16 protein-coding genes are annotated in these 19263 nt (G+C 35.4%); all 16 read left to right on the top strand.

What is annotated here, in order from left to right; genetic code table 11:
- Positions 1-265: 265 nt before the first annotated feature.
- The 16 genes from BLP68_RS12330 (at position 266) to BLP68_RS12255 (ending at position 19254) form a co-directional block, all read left to right on the top strand.
- Positions 266-2680: a U32 family peptidase gene (locus tag BLP68_RS12330; RefSeq protein WP_091544002.1), complete on the top strand. Its 2415-nt coding sequence runs from the start codon at positions 266-268 to the stop codon at positions 2678-2680.
- 101 nt (positions 2681-2781) lie between these two features.
- On the top strand, positions 2782-3885 hold the full coding sequence (locus BLP68_RS12325; protein ID WP_091543999.1) for an alanine racemase: 1104 nt from the start codon (positions 2782-2784) through the stop codon (positions 3883-3885).
- Between the two features lie 141 nt (positions 3886-4026).
- Complete coding sequence (locus BLP68_RS12320) at positions 4027-4452, top strand: C-GCAxxG-C-C family (seleno)protein (RefSeq protein WP_091543997.1); 426 nt, start codon at positions 4027-4029, stop codon at positions 4450-4452.
- Positions 4453-4484: 32 nt separating this feature from the next.
- Positions 4485-4742 (top strand): chloride channel protein, encoded by a 258-nt coding sequence (locus BLP68_RS12315; protein WP_091543996.1) that lies wholly within the window; start codon positions 4485-4487, stop codon positions 4740-4742.
- Between the two features lie 61 nt (positions 4743-4803).
- Positions 4804-5034 (top strand): DUF3892 domain-containing protein, encoded by a 231-nt coding sequence (locus tag BLP68_RS12310; RefSeq protein ID WP_091543993.1) that lies wholly within the window; start codon positions 4804-4806, stop codon positions 5032-5034.
- A gap of 338 nt (positions 5035-5372) precedes the next feature.
- Entirely contained in the window at positions 5373-6467 is a 1095-nt protein-coding gene (locus BLP68_RS12305; protein ID WP_091543989.1) for a dipeptide epimerase, read from the top strand.
- Positions 6468-6601: 134 nt separating this feature from the next.
- A complete protein-coding gene (locus BLP68_RS12300; protein ID WP_091543987.1) occupies positions 6602-8464 on the top strand; it encodes a sigma-54 interaction domain-containing protein in 1863 nt (620 codons plus the stop codon).
- Between the two features lie 265 nt (positions 8465-8729).
- On the top strand, positions 8730-10031 hold the full coding sequence (lysA, locus tag BLP68_RS12295) for a diaminopimelate decarboxylase (RefSeq protein WP_091543985.1): 1302 nt from the start codon (positions 8730-8732) through the stop codon (positions 10029-10031).
- 96 nt (positions 10032-10127) lie between these two features.
- On the top strand, positions 10128-10748 hold the full coding sequence (locus tag BLP68_RS12290) for a nucleoside recognition domain-containing protein (protein ID WP_091543984.1): 621 nt from the start codon (positions 10128-10130) through the stop codon (positions 10746-10748).
- Positions 10749-10761: 13 nt separating this feature from the next.
- Positions 10762-11298, top strand: coding sequence for a spore maturation protein (locus BLP68_RS12285; protein WP_091543982.1), 537 nt, complete (start codon positions 10762-10764; stop codon positions 11296-11298).
- A 110-nt stretch (positions 11299-11408) separates the two neighbouring features.
- Positions 11409-12338, top strand: coding sequence for a S66 peptidase family protein (locus BLP68_RS12280; RefSeq protein ID WP_091543980.1), 930 nt, complete (start codon positions 11409-11411; stop codon positions 12336-12338).
- Positions 12338-13531, top strand: a complete 1194-nt coding sequence (locus tag BLP68_RS12275; protein ID WP_330389157.1) for a M20 metallopeptidase family protein — start codon at positions 12338-12340, stop codon at positions 13529-13531. Before BLP68_RS12280 ends, BLP68_RS12275 begins: the two co-directional genes overlap by 1 nt.
- 2 nt (positions 13532-13533) lie before the next feature.
- Positions 13534-14388 carry a serine hydrolase gene (locus tag BLP68_RS12270; RefSeq protein ID WP_176759011.1) on the top strand — a complete coding sequence of 285 codons (855 nt, stop codon included), beginning with the start codon at positions 13534-13536 and terminating at the stop codon, positions 14386-14388.
- Positions 14389-14541: 153 nt separating this feature from the next.
- Positions 14542-15756: a radical SAM protein gene (locus BLP68_RS12265; protein WP_176759010.1), complete on the top strand. Its 1215-nt coding sequence runs from the start codon at positions 14542-14544 to the stop codon at positions 15754-15756.
- Positions 15757-15814: 58 nt separating this feature from the next.
- Positions 15815-16624 (top strand): aminoglycoside phosphotransferase family protein, encoded by an 810-nt coding sequence (locus BLP68_RS12260; RefSeq protein ID WP_091543974.1) that lies wholly within the window; start codon positions 15815-15817, stop codon positions 16622-16624.
- Between the two features lie 416 nt (positions 16625-17040).
- Positions 17041-19254, top strand: a complete 2214-nt coding sequence (locus tag BLP68_RS12255; RefSeq protein ID WP_091543973.1) for a hypothetical protein — start codon at positions 17041-17043, stop codon at positions 19252-19254.
- Positions 19255-19263 lie beyond the last annotated feature (9 nt).

The raw sequence follows: 19263 nt of genomic DNA, 5'->3' as shown, positions 1-19263 counted from the left end.
ATCAATGAGGAGGATACAGCGAAGCGTCCAAAGGACCTGAGGGGTTCCTTTGGAAAACAAAAGCATTTTATCCATAGGATTTAACGCATGAAATGCTTTTGTTCGAAAAATGTCCAAATATTTAAATGAGTAATGAGTAATCTAGGAAGAAATTTACTGTAGTAAATTTCAACATCAATTCAACATTCAACATTCAACATTAATCATTAAACTTATAACTTTTAACATAATACTTATCAATTTGTTTAAGAAAGGTTGTTTTAATATGTCTACAATCGAATTGCTAGCACCAGCTGGAAGCTTCGATGCATTAAAGGCAGCCCTCCTTAATGGAGCAGACGCTGTCTATTTAGGTGGTAAAGATTTCAGTGCCAGAGCCTATGCATCAAATTTTGACAGAGATACACTAAAGGAAGCTGTTGAATTTGCACATATAAGAGGAATGAAGATATATGTCACCATCAATACCCTACTAAAGGATACAGAGGTTAATAAGCTTTTAGAATATGTTGCATTTTTATATGAGATAGATGTTGATGCATTAATCATTCAAGACTTAGGGGTCTTATCTTTAATCCATCATGGATTTCCAGATTTTGAGCTCCATTGTAGCACCCAAATGACCCTTCATAATAGTCATGGAATAGAAGTGGTTAAAGAGCTTGGGGTTAAAAGAGTGGTACTGGCAAGGGAGCTAAGCCTTGAAGAAATTGCAAAAATACATAAATCAACTGGAATGGAGCTTGAGGTTTTTATCCATGGCGCCCTTTGTGTTTCTTATTCAGGACAATGCTTAATGAGTAGCTATATTGGGGGGCGTAGTGGCAACAGAGGTAGGTGTGCTCAGCCCTGTCGCAGAAGCTATAGGCTTTTATCTGATGAGGGTAAGGGAAAAGACAATCAAGCTTATCATTTAAGCATGCGGGATTTAAACACATTGCAATATGTGGATCAGCTAATTGATAGTGGAGTTACCTCCTTTAAAATTGAAGGACGAATGAAAAAACCTCAATACGTTGCTTCAATCGTAAGAAGCTATAGAAGGGCCATTGATAACTACATTAGCACAAAGCAAGTAATTAAGGATGAAAAAACACAGCATGAAATGGCTCAAATATTTAATAGAAAGTTCACTAGGGGCTTTTTATTCAGTAGTCCAAGGGAAGAAATTACAAATATAGAAAAGCCCAATAACAGAGGAATCTATTTAGGTGAGGTAAAAGCAGTATTTCCAGAGAAGAATTTCGTACAGTTGCTTTTAAATGACCCATTGGCCAAAGGAGATGGGGTAGAGGTGTGGAGTTCAACCCAACATGATATTGGGGGATACATTTCGGCTTTATTTGTTAATAAGAAACCAGTAATACATGCTGAAAAAGGAAGTATAGTAGAGTTTGAGATGAAGGGTAGTATAAAAAAAGGGGATAAAGTTTTTAAAACCCTTGATATAAACCTAATGAATGAACTGGAAAACACCTATGCAAATAAGGATGTTGCCATAAAGATCTGGGGAGAAGCTATAGTTGAGAAGTCTAAGCCGATGAAGCTTTATATATGGGACGAAGCAGGAAATACAGTATATCAAGAATCTGAATACATAGTTGAAGAAGCTAAAAAAATGCCAATATCAGAGGAACGGGTGCTGGAAAACCTTAATAAGCTTGGAGGAACTCCCTTTACATTTGAACATATTAAGCTTCAGCTGGAGGATGGGGTTTCTGTACCTGTGTCGTCAATAAACAGTCTTAGAAGAGGTGCAATAGATAAATTAAAAGATATAAGGAGTAACCATAATAAGAGAATAGCTGTTAAAGATATAGGTAAGAAACCACTAAAGGAACCAATCTCTAGGCTCATTGAAGGTAACGATAAAAAAACAGAGTTATCCTTACGGATAGATAGTATAGACATACTAAAATCTATTGAAGCAAAAGAAATTACAAGGGTATATTATGGAGATTTAAATACAATTAAGGAGGCAATTGAACACTGCAGGAAATATAAGTGGGAAATTTATTTTAGGTCCCCTAATATTGTAAAGGATAAAGAGTATATTTTAATTAATGAAAAGCTTAGAAATCTAAAGCTAGACGGTATTTTAGCAGGTGATATTGGGATGATAAGCATTGGACAAAAGTCCTTCAACCTCCCTGTTGTAGCGGATTACACCTTAAATCCCTTTAATAGCTATACTATTGATACCCTTCTAGCCTTAGGAGTTAAAGGGGTTGTATTATCAACAGAGTTAGATTTAAAATCCATAGGGAGCATTATGGCTAACAAATCGATAGACATAGAGCTTATGGCTTATGGCAAGCTGGCTGTAATGACTTTAGAATATTGTCCACTGAAGCTTCAAAAGGAGTGTAACCACAAGTGCCATCAGTGTAATGTAATGGCATATGATTATAAATGGAAACTAACAGATCAAAAAAATATGGCATTTCCCATTGCAAAGGACTTTTTAGGAAGAACTATAATATTAAATTCACAGCCCCTATATATGCTGGATAAGCTTAAGGAACTAAGAAAGATTAATCCTAAGAGGCTCCAGTTATCTATCACCGATGAAAGCCCAGCTGAAGTACAGAAGCTAATCAATCACATTGAGAATGAAGATTCAACAGCAGCTTTACCAAAGAGCTTCACCCGTGGACACTATTTTCGAGGTGTAGAGTAAGTAATTGAAAACAAAAGCAGTAAAATGTAAAATAAACACAAGAAAACAAATTGCATAGGGGGGACAACTCAGTCTGCCCATTGCTAATAAGGGGGATTACTATGGATATAAAAAATTTAGAGACTCCTTGCTTGGTGGTAGATTTAGACAAGCTTGAAAGGAATATAGAAGAAATGCAGAGGCTAGCAGATCATCATGGGGTGGAGCTATGGCCAATGATTAAAACCCACAAAAGCTCCTATATAGTAGAGAAGCAGATGGAGGCCGGCGGGAAGGGTATATTGACAGCAAAGCTGTCTGAGGCTGAAAAAATGGTAGAGGCTAATGTAAAGAGAATTATACTGGCTTATCCAATAATAGGTGAGAATAAGCTACAACGACTGATTGATCTGACAAAAAAGGCTGAAATATATTGTAGCATTGATTCAATTGCAGCAGCTACTATACTGAATGAAAAAGGCATCGAAGCAGGGATTATATTTAAGTGTATCATAATTGTAGATAGTGGACTTAAAAGATTAGGTATAACACCTAATACTGCAGGAGAATTCTATAGAACTATTAGAAATTTAAGCAATGTGAAGATTGTGGGAGTAGCAACCCATGGAGGACATGTATATGGAGCTATTAATAAAGATGATGTAAAAAGAGCTGCGAGAGAAGAGATTAATGCAGTTGAGGTAGCTGCCCAACAGCTACAAAAGGAAGGTATTAATTGTGAAATAATAGCAATAGGATCTACCCCTACAGTAATGGCAATTGAAAATTTTGGATTAATTAAGCAGATTCGTCCTGGCAATTACGTTTTCTACGACGCAGTTCAGGTGGCTTTAGGGGTGGTTCCAGAGGAGAGATGTGCTCTATCAATTCTTGCCACAGTAATAAGTGTTCCGGAAGAAGATAGAGCCATAATAGATGCAGGAAGTAAAATCCTGTGCCTAGATGCAGGTGCCCATGGAAATAATAATATTGTAGGCTATGGCAGAATCAAGGGTAAAGGGAGTATTACTGTAAAAGGATTATCAGAGGAGCTTGGAAAGCTTCAATATGACCCAAAGGAAATAAGCTTAAAGGTTGGAGAAATAATTGAAATAATACCAAATCATGCCTGTACTGCAGCAAATATGCTTGATAAGATATATGGTGTTAGAAATGGCAGGGTAGAAACTGAAATAATTGTATCGGCAAGGGGAATGGTCTATTAATCAAAAATCAATGAGTAATGAGTAATGAAGACCTAAAAACTAATAGGGAACAAATAAAGTAGGGGTGGACGACCCTGTCCACCCAGGGCCCACGACCCTGTCGACCCAAGAGAATAAAGAATTAGAAAAGGGGAGAAAAAAATGCTAAGCAAACTTGCAGAAAAATATTATAGCTCAACGTATGATCTTAATTGTGCAGAAGCTATTATATATGCAGCAAATGAAGAATATAAGCTTAACTTACAAAAGGAAACTTTAAAAGCTATGTCAGGTTTTGGTGGAGGGATGGCTGTGGAAGGAGTGTGCGGTGCAGCAGCAGGCGCCGTTGCAGTTTTGGGTATACTATTTACTAAGGAGAAAGCCCATGAAACAGAAGGCCTAAAGGAGCTGACAGCTGATCTGGTAAATAGGGTTGAAGATAGATTAAAAACCATAAACTGTAAAGAACTAAAGGATTTATATAGAGATGATATAACTAAGTGCAAATTAGTAGTTATTGCTACTGCAGATATACTGGATGATATAGTTACAAATGAGAGGACAAAGGATTTGCGCTATAATGATTAATTAGGAATTAGTACTTAATCTCCAATGGAGACATGGGGCTTTCAGCCTCCTTGGTTATTGCAGGAATGGCAGCCAGTCTTGCTAGTATTGCTAATGTTCCAATTGCAGCAGCAATTATGCTGGTGGAAATGGTAGGACTTCGGTTGGGCGTACCTGCAGTAATAGGAAGTGTTATTGGATACGCAATTGGACACAGTCGTGTTATTTATGGTGTAAACTCTCCTGATCAATGGCAGTTTATGCAGAAGAAACATTTGAAGGATATTGATAAGAAACTAGATAGTCATTAAGTATACAATACGCATAAATAATATGCCAATACAAACACTATCTTCAGGAGGGATTCATAATATGATAGACAAAACTAGAATTATTAAAGTTAGAAAAAATCCTGATGGAGATATTACTGATGTTATGCTGACAGATGGTAATGTATATGCAATAGAAGATGCAATTACCTTAGCAAAGGATGGTAAAATCGAAGGTGTTAATGTTGGTAAGGCCAAAAATGGTCGAGAATATTTAAGATCAAATGCTGATGGTAAAAAAGATAATAATTTAGATAATTTGCAATTGCTTTAAATGTATCAGACCATTTTGATTAAAATAACTCAATTAATGCCAGTCATTTGACTTAACACTCTTGATTTTTTAAATTGGGAGTGTTTTTTATTGAAAGTAAGATAATTCTAATTATGATAAATATTATTCATAAAAAATAAATGTTATATATAACATAATAGAGATATGCTTTCTATGAATTAGAATTTTTTTTATTTATCCTTTAACAACTGAGTCTTCTGAAAAGTATTGCAATTAAACGGACAATTAGATAAACTAAAATTATTACAGAAAATTTAATTTATATGCATAAGGTGATCTGATATATAGAGCTAATATATCAAGGGAGGAAGATAATTATGAAGATTGTAGATATCCAGGTAGGAAGGATATCAGTTCCTTTAAGAACACCTTTTAAAACGGCTTTAAGAACAGTGAAGAGTATTGAGGATATAGTGGTTAAGGTAGTGACAGATACAGGACATGTTGGGTATGGTGAAGCTGCTCCTACTGCTGTAATTACAGGAGATACTACTGGAGCAATAATCGGGGCCATCAATGAATCTATAAAGCCTCAACTAATCGGTTTAAGTATTAATAACTTTGAAGATGTTATGCAAAGACTACATGGATCACTATTAAAAAATTCAAGTGGAAAAGCAGCTGTAGATATTGCCCTTTATGATCTATTTGGACAGCTCCACAATGCACCTTTATACAAGCTATTAGGAGGCTATAAGAAGGAAATCATTACAGATATAACAATAAGTGTCAATGAGCCTGAGGAAATGGTTAAAGACAGCTTAGATGCAGTAGGTCGGGGATATAAAACCCTTAAAATTAAGGTTGGTAAAGACCCTCTAAAAGACATGGAAAGAATGAAGGCAATTAGAAAAGCTATAGGCTATGATATCCAGCTTAGAATCGATGCTAACCAAGGTTGGAAACCAAAGGAAGCAATAAATATTTTAAGGAAAATGGAGGATGCAGGGCTAGAAATAGAGTTTGTAGAACAACCTGTATTGGCCCATGACTTTGAAGGATTGAAGCTTGTAACTGATAATGTAAGTATACCAGTATTGGCAGATGAAAGTGTTTTTTCACCAAGGGATGCATTAAAAATTCTTGAGATGAGGGCAGCTGATTTAATTAATATAAAGCTGATGAAAACTGGAGGAATCTATAATGCATTGAAGATTTGCTCCATTGCAGAAACCTATGGTGTAGAATGTATGATAGGGTGCATGCTGGAAAGCAAGATTAGTGTAACAGCAGCAGCTCATTTGGCAGGAGCAAAAAGCATTATAACAAAAATTGACTTGGATGGACCAGCACTATGCAGTATTGACCCAGTAGAGGGTGGAGCAAATTTTGAAGAATATAAAATAATCCTGCCTGAAGCAAGTGGTTTAGGGTTTGTACGAGTTCCTGAAGAATTTTTCAATAATGATTAAGGTATAAATTAAAAGAAATTAGACACAGAAAAGTCTAGTGTTAAACATAGTATTAGTGATGATGGGGGAGGCAACTCCCCTTTAATTTTAAATGTAATGGAGTTATATTTATAAACTTAAAGGAATGATTAATCATGTTTATAAACGATGGGTACGTAAAACAATTCACCGATATGATGTCGGAGGGATTTATTTTTATTGATACTTCCGGTAAGATACAAATTTATAATAATAAAGCCAAGGAAATTTTCGGCATAATCTATAATCAAGGAACAGGACATATGGCGGGAAGAATTACCGAGGGTGATATTGTAATAATTGGTGACAATAGCTTAGGTAAAGACGATGGAGGACTCACTCCAAACGATTTAAAGGTTATTGGAATCGATGATAATAATATTCAAATAGGAGACGCTATTTTAGCTGTGGGTGTACTGGGAGATCACAAGCAAAAAGCCATTTACAAATATCAGAAGGCATCAGATAAGAATGGAAAATTTCACTTATCAGAAAAAGTATCAGATAAAAATGTAGATATCTCTATTGATTATGATAAAAGAATCATCAATATAGCAGTAAATGACCAAAATTTTGATATGGGTTATGTAAATGCTATAGGTCATATGGTTATATTAGATAAAAACTCTGGAAGAGTTAAATTCTATCAGGCAAAGGGTTATACCACAAGAGGAGAAGAAATAAATTATATACTAAAGGGACGAGAATTTAGAGCAAAGGGCAGTGATGTGGACGCATTAAATGTAATTGGTAAGGATATATTTGAAATACACAATGATAGTCCCACCATCAAGGAGTTTTATGAAGCAGCAAGAGGATCTGATATAAGCTATAAGGATAAATTCACCGAAATCAATGGAAGACCTACCATTTGTACCTTGGTAACTCTAAACAATGGAAAATATAGAGTTGGTGCTGCCCTGAAGGTAGAGGACATTTCTGAAATAAAAAAAGTTATTCGTGAACGAGATGAAGCATTACTACATTTAGAGCAGGTAGAGAAAAAGCTAAAGGAAGAAGAAACTCTATTAGAGTTATTTCCTGAGATAATTGGTGACAGTAAAGAAATACGACATGTAAAAAATCTTGCCTATAGAGCCTCAAAATCTAATTCTACAGTGCTAATTTTAGGGGAAAGTGGTACAGGAAAAAGCTTATTTGCAAAAGCAATACACAAGGCTAGTAAATACAGCCATCACCCCTTCATCCATGTTAATTGCGGTTCGATACCAGAAGCACTATTGGAGAGCGAATTATTTGGATATGAGGGAGGAGCCTTTACAGGAGCTAGAAGCAGCGGTAAGGCAGGTATGTTTGAATTGGCCGAGGGAGGTACAATTTTTTTAGATGAAATAGGAGAGATTTCACCAGTATTACAGGTTAAGCTACTACAGGTTTTACAGAACAAAAGCTTTTATCGAGTTGGCGGAAATAAAAAAATTACTGTAGATGTGAGAATAATTGCTGCAACAAATAAGAATCTTGAAGAAGAAATGATTAATGGAAGCTTTAGGGAAGATTTATATTATAGAATTAATGTTTTCCCAATTTGGATTCCACCTTTACGGGATAGAAAACAGGATATATATTCACTTGTATATTACATTCTCCCATATATTTGCAAAAAAATAGGCTGTGAGGAAAAAAGAATTTCAGGGGAGGCCCTTAATATATTAGCAGAATATCATTGGCCAGGAAATATTCGTGAGCTGGAAAATATTCTTGAAAGGGCGGTTAACTTGGCAGAGGGCAACATACTTTTATCCAACCACTTATTGGTTGAGCATAAAGGTATTAAGAATAGTAGCCACGGCTTAAATAGTGGTAAACCACTTAAGGATACTTTACAAGAGGCTGAAAGAAAGGCTCTTTTGGAAGCACTTAAGATTCATAATGGCAATAGAAATAGAGCAATGCAGGCGTTAAGTATAGGAAAAACTAGCTTTTACGAAAAACTTAAAAAGTACAATATAGAATAGTTCGCATTTGTGTCCTGTTAGTCCGCGAAAACGAACCTGGCCATAAGATGATTTACAGTAAGCACAATCAAATATTCTGTTTAATTATCTGAAGAATATTTGGAATCAAGTTCGCAAAACCGTACAAATTAATATGTCTCCAAGGGTGTAATATGAATTTCACATTGGTAATTCAACCGATTTCATAATTGGCATAATTATTGCTTGTATTGTATTACAGCTCTATATATTAGAAAATTATGAAAAAGTAGAAGGGGACATTGCCATGGAAATCGCAGAAAAGGTGAGGACAAACTTTGAGTTTGCAGGATGTGACACCGTTGAATTAGCTAAAGAATATGGAACACCATTATATGTTGTTTCAGAAGAAAAAATTAGAGAGCAATGTAGAGAAATTACACAATCATTCTTAAAAAAACATCAGAATACTAAAGCCACCTATGCAAGTAAGGCATTTCTTACTCTAGCAATGTGTAAAATAATAGAGGAAGAGGGATTAGGATTAGATGTAGTATCTGGTGGAGAATTATTTACAGCAGTACATGCTGATTTTCCAATGGAAAAAATAGTTTTTCATGGTAACAATAAATCCTATGAGGAGATTTATATGGCTGTATCCCATGGGGTTGGAAGGATAGTTGTAGACAATTCCCATGAGCTTGATATGCTTGAAGATATTACCAATGAACTTAAAAGAACTGTAAAGATTTTATTTAGAGTTTCACCAGGAGTAAAGGGTGAAACCCATGAATATATTTTAACAGGACAAAAAGATTCAAAATTTGGAATACCCTTGGAGGGTGATGGTATTCTTCAGGTGGTAAAAAAAGCCACAAATTCTCAATTTCTTAAGCTAATGGGATTTCATTTTCATTTAGGATCACAGCTTTTTGATAAAAATGCATATATACTAGCTATAAAAGCTCTAACAAATCTAATGAAGGAATTAAAGGATAAATTATCCTATGAGACACAAGAACTGAATACAGGTGGAGGCTTCGGTATCTATTATACAAATGGAGATAAACCAAAATCCATTGCTTATTTTACAGATGCCATTATGGAAGAGTTAAAGATTCAATGTAATAGCCTACAGCATACAGTTCCTTCTGTAGTTATAGAGCCAGGAAGATGGATAATTGGTAACGCGGGAGTAACCCTATATACAATTGGGGCAGTGAAGGAAATTCCCAATGTCAGAACCTATGTAAGTGTTGATGGTGGATTACCAGATAACCCTAGGCCAGCTCTATATAAAGCGAAATATGAAGCAGTTATAGCAAATAAAAATAACCAACCTCGAGATAGAGTGGTTACTATCGCAGGAAAGTGCTGTGAAACGGGTGATATTTTAATTTGGGACTTAGAAACTCCAGAAATTAATTCAGGAGACATTTTGGCGGTGCTTAGTACAGGGGCATATAATTACTCTATGGCAAGTAATTATAATAAGCTCCCTAAACCAGCTGTTGTTTTGGTTAATAAAGGGAAGTCAGATCTAATAGTAAAGCGTGAAAAATATGAGGATTTAATTAGGAGAGATATTATCCCAAAGCATCTTCTATAAAAATTATATTATTAATTTATACAAACCTTTTAAGGAGGTGAAAACTTCAGTTTGTCGGACATTTAACTATAATCTTTTAGAAGGGGGAAGAAGTGTATGATTAATGTTGTTTGGTTTTTATTTATTGCAATAGGAATTATAGTAGCAGCTTTTACCGGTAACATAGAAGCAGTTACAGATGCAGCCATAGCAAATGCAAGAACAGCTGTAGATTTATCAATGGGACTTATTGGAGTTATGGCCTTATGGCTAGGAATTATGAAAATTGCAGAAGTTTCTGGATTAATTAAATCAATTTCAAAAGCACTTAAATTCATTATGGTACCTTTATTTCCAGAAGTACCAGCAGACCATCCTGCAATGGGAGCTATAATAATGAATATGGCGGCAAATATTTTAGGACTGGGAAATGCAGCAACACCATTAGGTTTAAAGGCAATGCAAGAGCTACAGGAGTTAAATCCTAACAAGGATACGGCAACAAATGCTATGTGTACCTTCTTAGCTATTAATACATCCTCAGTTACTTTAATACCAGCAAGTATTATAGCAATAAGAGCATCAGCAGGATCAGCTAATCCAACTGAAATAATTGGACCCATAATTGTAGCGACCCTTGCATCTACTGTTGCTGCTGTTATAGCAGTAAAGCTACTGCAAAAGCTACCTGTTTTTCAAATTAAGCCACAAGACCTAGAAGAAGTAAAAGGCCAATAAAGGGGGGAATAATATGTTTATTGATATAATGAATACGATTTCAAAGTTTGCAATACCATTTATATTATTATCAATACCAGCCTATGCATTTTTCAAAAAGGTTAAGGTATATGAAGCCTTTACTGATGGAGCAAAGGAAGGATTTACAACAGCAGTTAGAATTATCCCCTTCCTAGTTGCAATGCTTGTATCAATTGGAATTTTTAGAGCATCAGGAGCCATGGATCTTCTAGTTAAGGCAGTAAGTCCTATAACAAATCTAATTGGAATGCCTGGTGAAGTATTACCAATGGCTATAATGAGACCCCTTTCAGGTGGTGGGGCATCAGGTATTATGAGTGAGTTAGTTACTAACCATGGACCAGATTCACTAATTGGAAGAATGGCTTCAATTATGCAAGGATCTACTGAAACAACCTTCTATGTATTAGCAGTTTATTTCGGTTCTGTAGCCATTAAAAAGACTAGACATGCGCTTCCTGCAGGACTTATAGCAGATGCTGTTGGTCTTATAACCGCTGTTTTAGTAGCAAATTTAATGTTTAGATAGATAAAAGCATATAATATAAAAATAAATAGGGCTATTATTCAATAGCCCTTTCATTCTTTCATGATACAAGTAAATTATTACTAAAATTAGCTATGGTAGGAGGAAAAATTATGATTAAACCTAGAGCTTTAAAAAAAGGAGATACAATAGCAGTTGTGGCACCTTCCAGTCCTGCAACTCCAGAGAAGGTAAAAAATGCAAAGGTACAGCTGGAGGCATTAGGATTTAATGTAATAATGGGAAAAAGCTGCTATGAAAAACATGGGTATTTATCAGGTATAGATCAAATTAGAGCCGACGATATAAATAACATGTTTATGAATAAGGAAGTTGATGGAATAATTTGCTTAAGGGGCGGCTATGGTGCTGCGAAAACTTTAGAAAAATTAGATTTAGATATGATAAAAGCTAATCCAAAGGTGTTTGTAGGCTATAGTGATATAACAGCCTTACATCTAGCTATGAACCAAATATGTCAGCTTATAACCTTCCATGGACCTATGGCAGCATCTGACATTGCAGGTGGGTTAGACGACTATTCAAAGGAACATATTATAAAAGCCATAATGGAGCCTACACCAATGGGTATACTTAAGAATCCTGAAGAAATAAAAACCCAATGTCTTGTCAAGGGCAAAGCTACAGGAGAAATAGTTGGAGGAAACCTAGCATTGGTTACATCAACAATGGGTACACCATTTGAAATAAATACAAAGGGTAAACTACTCTTTTTAGAGGAAATTGGAGAAGAACCATATCGAGTAGACAGAATGCTGACACAGCTGGCACTTGCAGGTAAGCTTGATGATGCAGAGGGAATAATCTTGGGTGATTGGAATAATTGCAATCCATCTAAGCATAATGAAAGCCTAAGTCTAATGGAAGTGTTTGAAGAGATAATTGTACCATACCAAAAACCCACAGTTTATGACTTGAAGGCAGGTCATTGTACCCCTAAGCTAACAATTCCTTTTGGAGTTAAAGCGACACTAAATGCAGATGAAGGCATTCTGATTATGGAGGAGGCGGCAACAATTTAATGATGAAAACAACACATCCACTTTTTTTAGAGGCAGAATCAATTAATAGTTGGTTAGTTAATGTGAGAAGAGATTTTCATCGGGAGCCTGAACTTGGTATGGAGGAATATCAAACACAAAATAAAATTATTAAATATCTTAAGGAAATGAATATACCCTACACAATAGATATTGCCAACACAGCGGTGGTTGGTATAATAGAAGGTAGTAAAAGGGGTAAAACTGTAGCCTTAAGGGCAGATATGGACGCCTTACCAATGGAGGACTATAAAACTGTCGATTATAAATCGACAATTAAGGGAAAAATGCATGCCTGTGGCCATGATGCCCATATGACTATCCTACTGGGAGCAGCAAAGATATTGAAGAAAAAGGAATCAAATTTAAAGGGCACCATAAAATTGCTTTTCCAACCGGCCGAAGAAACCTTAGGTGGAGCAAAGCCCATGATTGAGGCTGGAGTAATGAAGAATCCAAAGGTAGATGCAGTTTTTGGACTACATGTAACACCAGAGCTTTCTGCAGGGCAAATCGGTGTTAAATATGGACAGATGAATGCATCCTCTGATACAATACATATCATGATTAATGGAGAAAGTACTCATGGAGCCTATCCCCATGGAGGTATAGATGCCATAGTAATTGCAGGTCATATAATAACTGCACTACAGACAATTGTTAGTAGAAATGTAGATCCAAGAGAATCTGCAGTAGTTACCCTTGGTGAAATCTCAGGTGGAACACAAGGAAATATTGTAGCCAACAGGGTATTGATGAAGGGTACAGTTAGGACGTTAAATCCTCAGAGTAGAGACTTGGTAATAGAAAAAACAAAAAAAATTATCGAGAATATTGCTATATCAATGGGAGGTTCAGCAGAGCTACAAAGAAGTGAGGGCTATGCTGCTTTAATAAATGATGACCATTATGTTGACCTTGTAAAGGAAAATGCAGAAGAAATATTGGGAATAGATAATGTAAATATAATAAAAAGTCCTAGCTTAGGAGTAGAGGATTTTGCATATTTTCTACAGGAGGCACCAGGTGCCTTTTATAGACTAGGCTGTAGGAATGAAGACAAGGGTATAATTCATGAAGGACACAGTAATTTGTTTGATGTTGATGAAGACTGTCTTCCAGTTGGAGTAGCTATGCAGGTTAAAAATGTATTATCTGTTCTTGAGGGGGAATGATGATGAAGGAGCTTCAAGATATAATACAAAAGCATATTAATGAGATAGAGGGTACTGCTGCAATTTATGTAAAGGATACGGAAACTAATGAAGTAATAACTATAAATAGCCAGGAGAGGTTTCATGCCGCCAGCACAATTAAAATTCCTATACTATGGGAAGCCCTTAGGCAGGTGGAGAAAGGAAGCATAAAACTTGATGATAAAATCCTGTTGAAGGATGTTGATAAAGTAGGGGGATGCGGAGTATTGTTTCTGCTGCATAATGGACTTCAGTTAACCCTAGAGGACCTACTGCATTTAATGATAGATATTAGTGATAATACTGCAACTAACATGGTGATAGATTTTATTGGTAAAGATAATGTTAATAAGGCATTAGAGGAATTAGGTATGGTAGATACCTTTTTAGCTAGAAAGCTAATGGTGGTTATACCAGGCGTCTACAGCTATACCTGTGCTAAAGATATAGGAAGAATATTAGAGGCTTTTATTACCCATGAAGGTTTACATAAGGAATATGCAGAAAAAGGGTTAGCAATTTTAGAAGCACAGCAACTGAACAATAGACTATCTCAGGAGCTTCACCTATGTGGTCAATGTGAGTTTAGGGTAGGTCATGATAATACATGCCCCCAATGTGGAGCTTCAATTGCTGATGTTGATTCAAAACCCCTACATTTCCCCCACAAAACCGGTGAAATAATAGGCGTAACTCATGATGCTGGTATAATGCACATCAAGAGTAAAAGGATAATAGTTGTGGCTCTAACAAAAGGACTTAAAAATAATAAGATTGGATATAATCTATTAAGTGATATAGGACTTGAAATATATGATTACTTTAATAATCGGTAAATGTATAAAGCCATATAAGTGTGAATCTCTCACCTATGTGGCTTTTTTGATGTATGGTTTTACTATTCCAATGGTTAGATAGGTGTTATAATATAATAATAATGTACTCTCCTAATGAAAAACTTTAACCAAAACTGCCAGAGAGGTGATCTAATGACTGAATTATTTCAACCAACAGCACAACTTAAGATTTCCCTTACCTCCGATTGTAATAATGATTGTGTAATTTGTCTTAATAAAACAACAAGATCTAGGAATGGGCAGAATAAAGGGCTTTCACCTGATAAAATAAAAGAACTGATTGATGAAGCATCTGCTCTTGGAATGGTTGGAGCCTATTGGACCGGTGGCGAACCTTTAATTGAGTACGAAAGCTTATTAAGATTAATGGAATATTCATCTAAAAAAGGTTTAATCTCGTCAATAGTAACCAATGGTGGATTAATTGGAGCCTATGGAAATTATAGAAAATTAAATCAAGAACTTCTTCAAAAAGCAGGCTTGTTTAAACTATCTACTACAGAGATTGTAAAATCTTTAAAAAATGCTGGACTTACAAGAATTTACTTTAGCGTTGATAATAATCACACCACCCTTGAAGGGGCAGACACAGAAGTCCATAAATCTGTACCTACTGAGGTAATCTCTCAAAGCATAGGGACATTTCTAGATGAAGGATTTGGAAGGGTACATGCTTTGGAGGCCATTGGTTATCAGCTAAGGATGACCGCAACCTCCAGTGGTGTATGGTTAAACCCTACAAAAGAAATTATACAGGATGTAATTAATAAACTTGGTGTAAAGCTGGAAAAAGAATTGTCTACCCAAGAAATTGTTTATGCTAATGAAAAAGGTAAAATATTATTAAAGCTTTTAGGTGTTTCCAACATTGGAGATGCAGAAGGTCTTGATGATAGTATGTTGGAGAGTAAAGCAGGAAAAGATATTTTTCATATTAAATGCTCTCATTTTATTCCTACAGAACAGGCATATGATAAGGGCAAATATCATAGAGATCTGTTTGTAGATTACAATGGGATTGTATATACCTGTGGGAATCACGCATATCCGGTTGGAAATGTCTATAGGGAATCCTTGGCATCAATAATAAAGGGGATTAATATGCCAACCCTAGACAATGAGTTTGGAATGAGTAGGAAAGTATTCCATTCCTTACTACTACTTTCCGAAAATAAAAATATCGGAAATAATGCAATTGGTGAGGCATTTCGATTGATGTATGCCGAAAATCCAAAGTTGATAGAAAGTTTAAAAACACAATGTGGTGGGTGTAACTCTTTAGGTAGTCAAAAAGATATACAGACTGCATTTCTTAAAGCCTTTGAGACTATTTATAAAAAGAGATAAAAATTAATAGAATGATATAATGAAAAAATATTATTAGTAGATATGAGGGGATTAATAGATGGGCAAGGGGCAATTAATTGGAAAAGGGATGACAGCAGAAGTATATGAGTGGGAACAGGATAAAGTTTTAAAGCTTTACTTTGATTGGGTTCCTGACCAATGGGTTAAATATGAAGCTATGGTGGGAAAGGCAGTATATGAAGCTGGAGTACCTTCTCCTGCTGTATATGATATTGTAAATGAAGAAGAGGGCAAGGGTATTTTATTTCAACGCATTTATGGTAAATCAATGCTGAAGCATATCGAAAATAAACCATGGAAATTATTTTATTATGCTGGTTGTATGGCTAGGCTCCATGTTAAAATTCATAGCTGCTCTGTAGATAAACTACCAACACAAAATGAAAAATTCACACACGCAATTAAAGCTTCAGCTAATATACTTAAGGATAAAGAGAAAAGGATATTAGGTTATCTAGAAAGCTTACCTGCAGGAGGAAAGGTTTGTCACGGTGATTTTCATCCTGATAATATTCTTATAACAGATAAAGATATTTTAGCAATTGATTGGACCAATGCTTATTATGGAAATCAGCTAAGTGATGTGGCCAGAACCTGTATTATGATCACCACTCCCTTTATGCCAGCCGGGACTTTAAAAGTGACTCTTTTATTTTCTAAAATACTTAAAGGGCTGATATATTCAACCTATTTAAAGGAGTATGTTAAATTATCAAAAACTAAAACTGAAGATATTTTTGCATGGATGCTCCCGGTGGCAGCCGCAAGACTCAAAGAAAAAATACCAGGTGAAGAAAAATGGTTATTGAAAATTATAGATAAAGAATTGAAACGATTAGGTGTATAGGCTTTAATATAATGAGTAATAGCTAATTAAAAAGTCATGATAGAGGGAATTTTCCCTATATCATGGCTTTTGCACGTTTTTAGGAAAAAAATAGATTATTTTACAATAAATAACATAAAAATAATAAAAATAATTTTCATATATTGTAAAATATTACAAATTATACAATATATATATGATATTATACTTATTAAAAAGAAAAAGCCTTAGTTAATAATTTTAAATATTAAGCGGACTTATTTATACATGACACATTACAGCCCTTGATATGTCGAAAAAATAAAATATAATTAATGACCATTTATTAGACATACAAAGAGGCAAGTAAATAATAGGAGGTGAAATTTCAGAATATTCAAGATAAAGCAAGACATATATCGAAAAATTCAACAAGAAAGGAAGGTAAGTAAAAAATTATGATTTGTAAGAAAAAGGCTGTACCGTTTATTTTTCTGATGGTGTTGGCTATAATAGTTCATGGCATTACACCTATTGCAGCAGACAGCACTGCAGAAGCAACATCAGAAACACTTCAAATTATTGGAAATACCACCCAGAGTAATGGATATTATACTTTAAGTATAATAATTCCAAGTGGTTTTACAGGTGGTTCTATTAATCTTTATGAAAACTCTCAACTGGTTAAATCATTTAATAATGTGCCAAAATCACAGCAGCAAGTAATACTAAATATGCCATTTAAAGAAAAAGAAATAGGCGAGTATAGTTATACAGCGGAAGCTATGGGGGATTTTGGGACTATACATAGTCAGCCCCTAACTATACAAATAATTCAAAGAAGTGATGGCAAAGCTACTGGTTTACCACTAAAACCTAGCCTTGCTCAAAGTAACTGGGACGGGAGTAAAGACTATAGTATATATATGAATATGTGGTGGGGCAATAATGGACATGGGTGGTTATTATATGAGAATGATAATCTAATATATGCTGCTGACCTTGTTGATGATTCTCCACAGCCTCAAAGTGCTGTTGCAGTATTTAATAATAAAAGAAGCGGAACCTATATTTATAGATGTGAATTGATAAACGAATATGGTACTGTTTCCAGCGATAGCCTTTCATACACTGTAACAGGTAATGGAGAAGCTCCTGATATACCATTGCCAGACATTGCTCAGACCTACCCAGCAATAGGCTATGCCATAGCAAGTGAAACAGAAACAGATTTTGAATGGATATTTGTCGTATCAAATCCCAATAAAGAATATCTGTGGGATGGAACCTGCTTTGATGTATGGTCAATCAGCTTTGAAACCACTTCAGACATAACAGAAGTCGATGGTGCCCACTCCTTTGTTAAAAATGGTGATACAATAACCATCTACCTTAAAGGTCATGAGCGAGTTTTAACTCAGGATAAAGCTATAACAATGACAGTTAGAGGTAATAAGAGGGGAAATATTACAGAGCCTCAAAATGTGCAAGCTCAATTGATGCGGGGGGACATGCCCTACCCTGAATATAAAGGGCTTCCATCAAGCTGGTATAAAGGGAAGATTAATCTTACTATTTCTGATCTAATAGAAAACCCTTTAGAATACTACAATGGAAACACTCCTATTGGAACAAATCATTTTATTGTATATGACCCAGTAAATGAAACACAACTAATTATTGCTGAGCCTACAGCTGTTGACTATCCAGTTAATGGTGTTGAGGGAATAAAAATGTGGATTCCATCAAGATATGTTGCTATGGGATTAGGCTTTGCTCAAGAAATATTCAAGATAAATCCCCACTATATGACAGCCCTTGGAACAAAAGAAAATTTTACATTTGGATTGGTTCCAGAAAGCTCAGGATATAGTGAAAATCCCGTCATAATTGATGGAGAATTATGGTACTGGCCAATACAAAAAGCTCATGCTGATGGTCCCTTTCAACAGGAGGCTGGTAACTTTAATGAAGTTAAACAGCAATATCCAGATTATTTGAGTAAGGATGCAGTCCATGGTAACTATGTACCTATAACAACTGGCTCAGATGATGATTCAAGCTATGTTGTATCAGCTATTTCCTCTGCTATTAGCCTTACAATGACAAGAGAATTCTTATATAGTATTCCTAAGCTTAAAACTAAAGAATTCTTTACTCAAGCAAGGGATCCTTGGGCAGAATTTACCTTTGTGAACTATGCGTATAACAGAGGGGTTTACGGTTTCCTACAGCTGAATATTTTTACTGATCATAGGGATAGAGCCCTTCAAGCAGAAGATCTTGGTACAGAATTTGGTTTATCAGGCTTTGCCAGTCACCTTGAAAACATTCGTGCCATGATTAATGCTTCCAATAACGAAACAGAGAATATATACGATGCTCAGCTTACCTGGGATAACATCGAAGAATTCTTAAATAAGCTAAGGCTGTTTTATAGAAATGGAGCTCCCACTGATGAAGAATGGACTTTAATGACAGAAGATGTGGAAAGAGCCTTTAATTTGCTTTCTCAGCACTGGGATGGAAATACAGTATCCTTAAGATATGATTTCCTTACACTTTTAAGGGTTGCAAAGGCTCATCTTCCAACACCATATACACCTAATCCAACAGGACAAACCTGGGCAGATCAAATAAACAGCGCAAATGGGGGAACACCACAGCATTAGCATATTAAG

The organism is Alkaliphilus peptidifermentans DSM 18978, from assembly GCF_900101495.1.
Taxonomy (GTDB): Bacteria; Bacillota; Clostridia; order Peptostreptococcales; family Natronincolaceae; genus Alkaliphilus_C; species Alkaliphilus_C peptidifermentans.
Note: the sequence above shows the minus strand (reverse complement) of the source record. Positions and strands in the feature narration are given on the sequence as shown.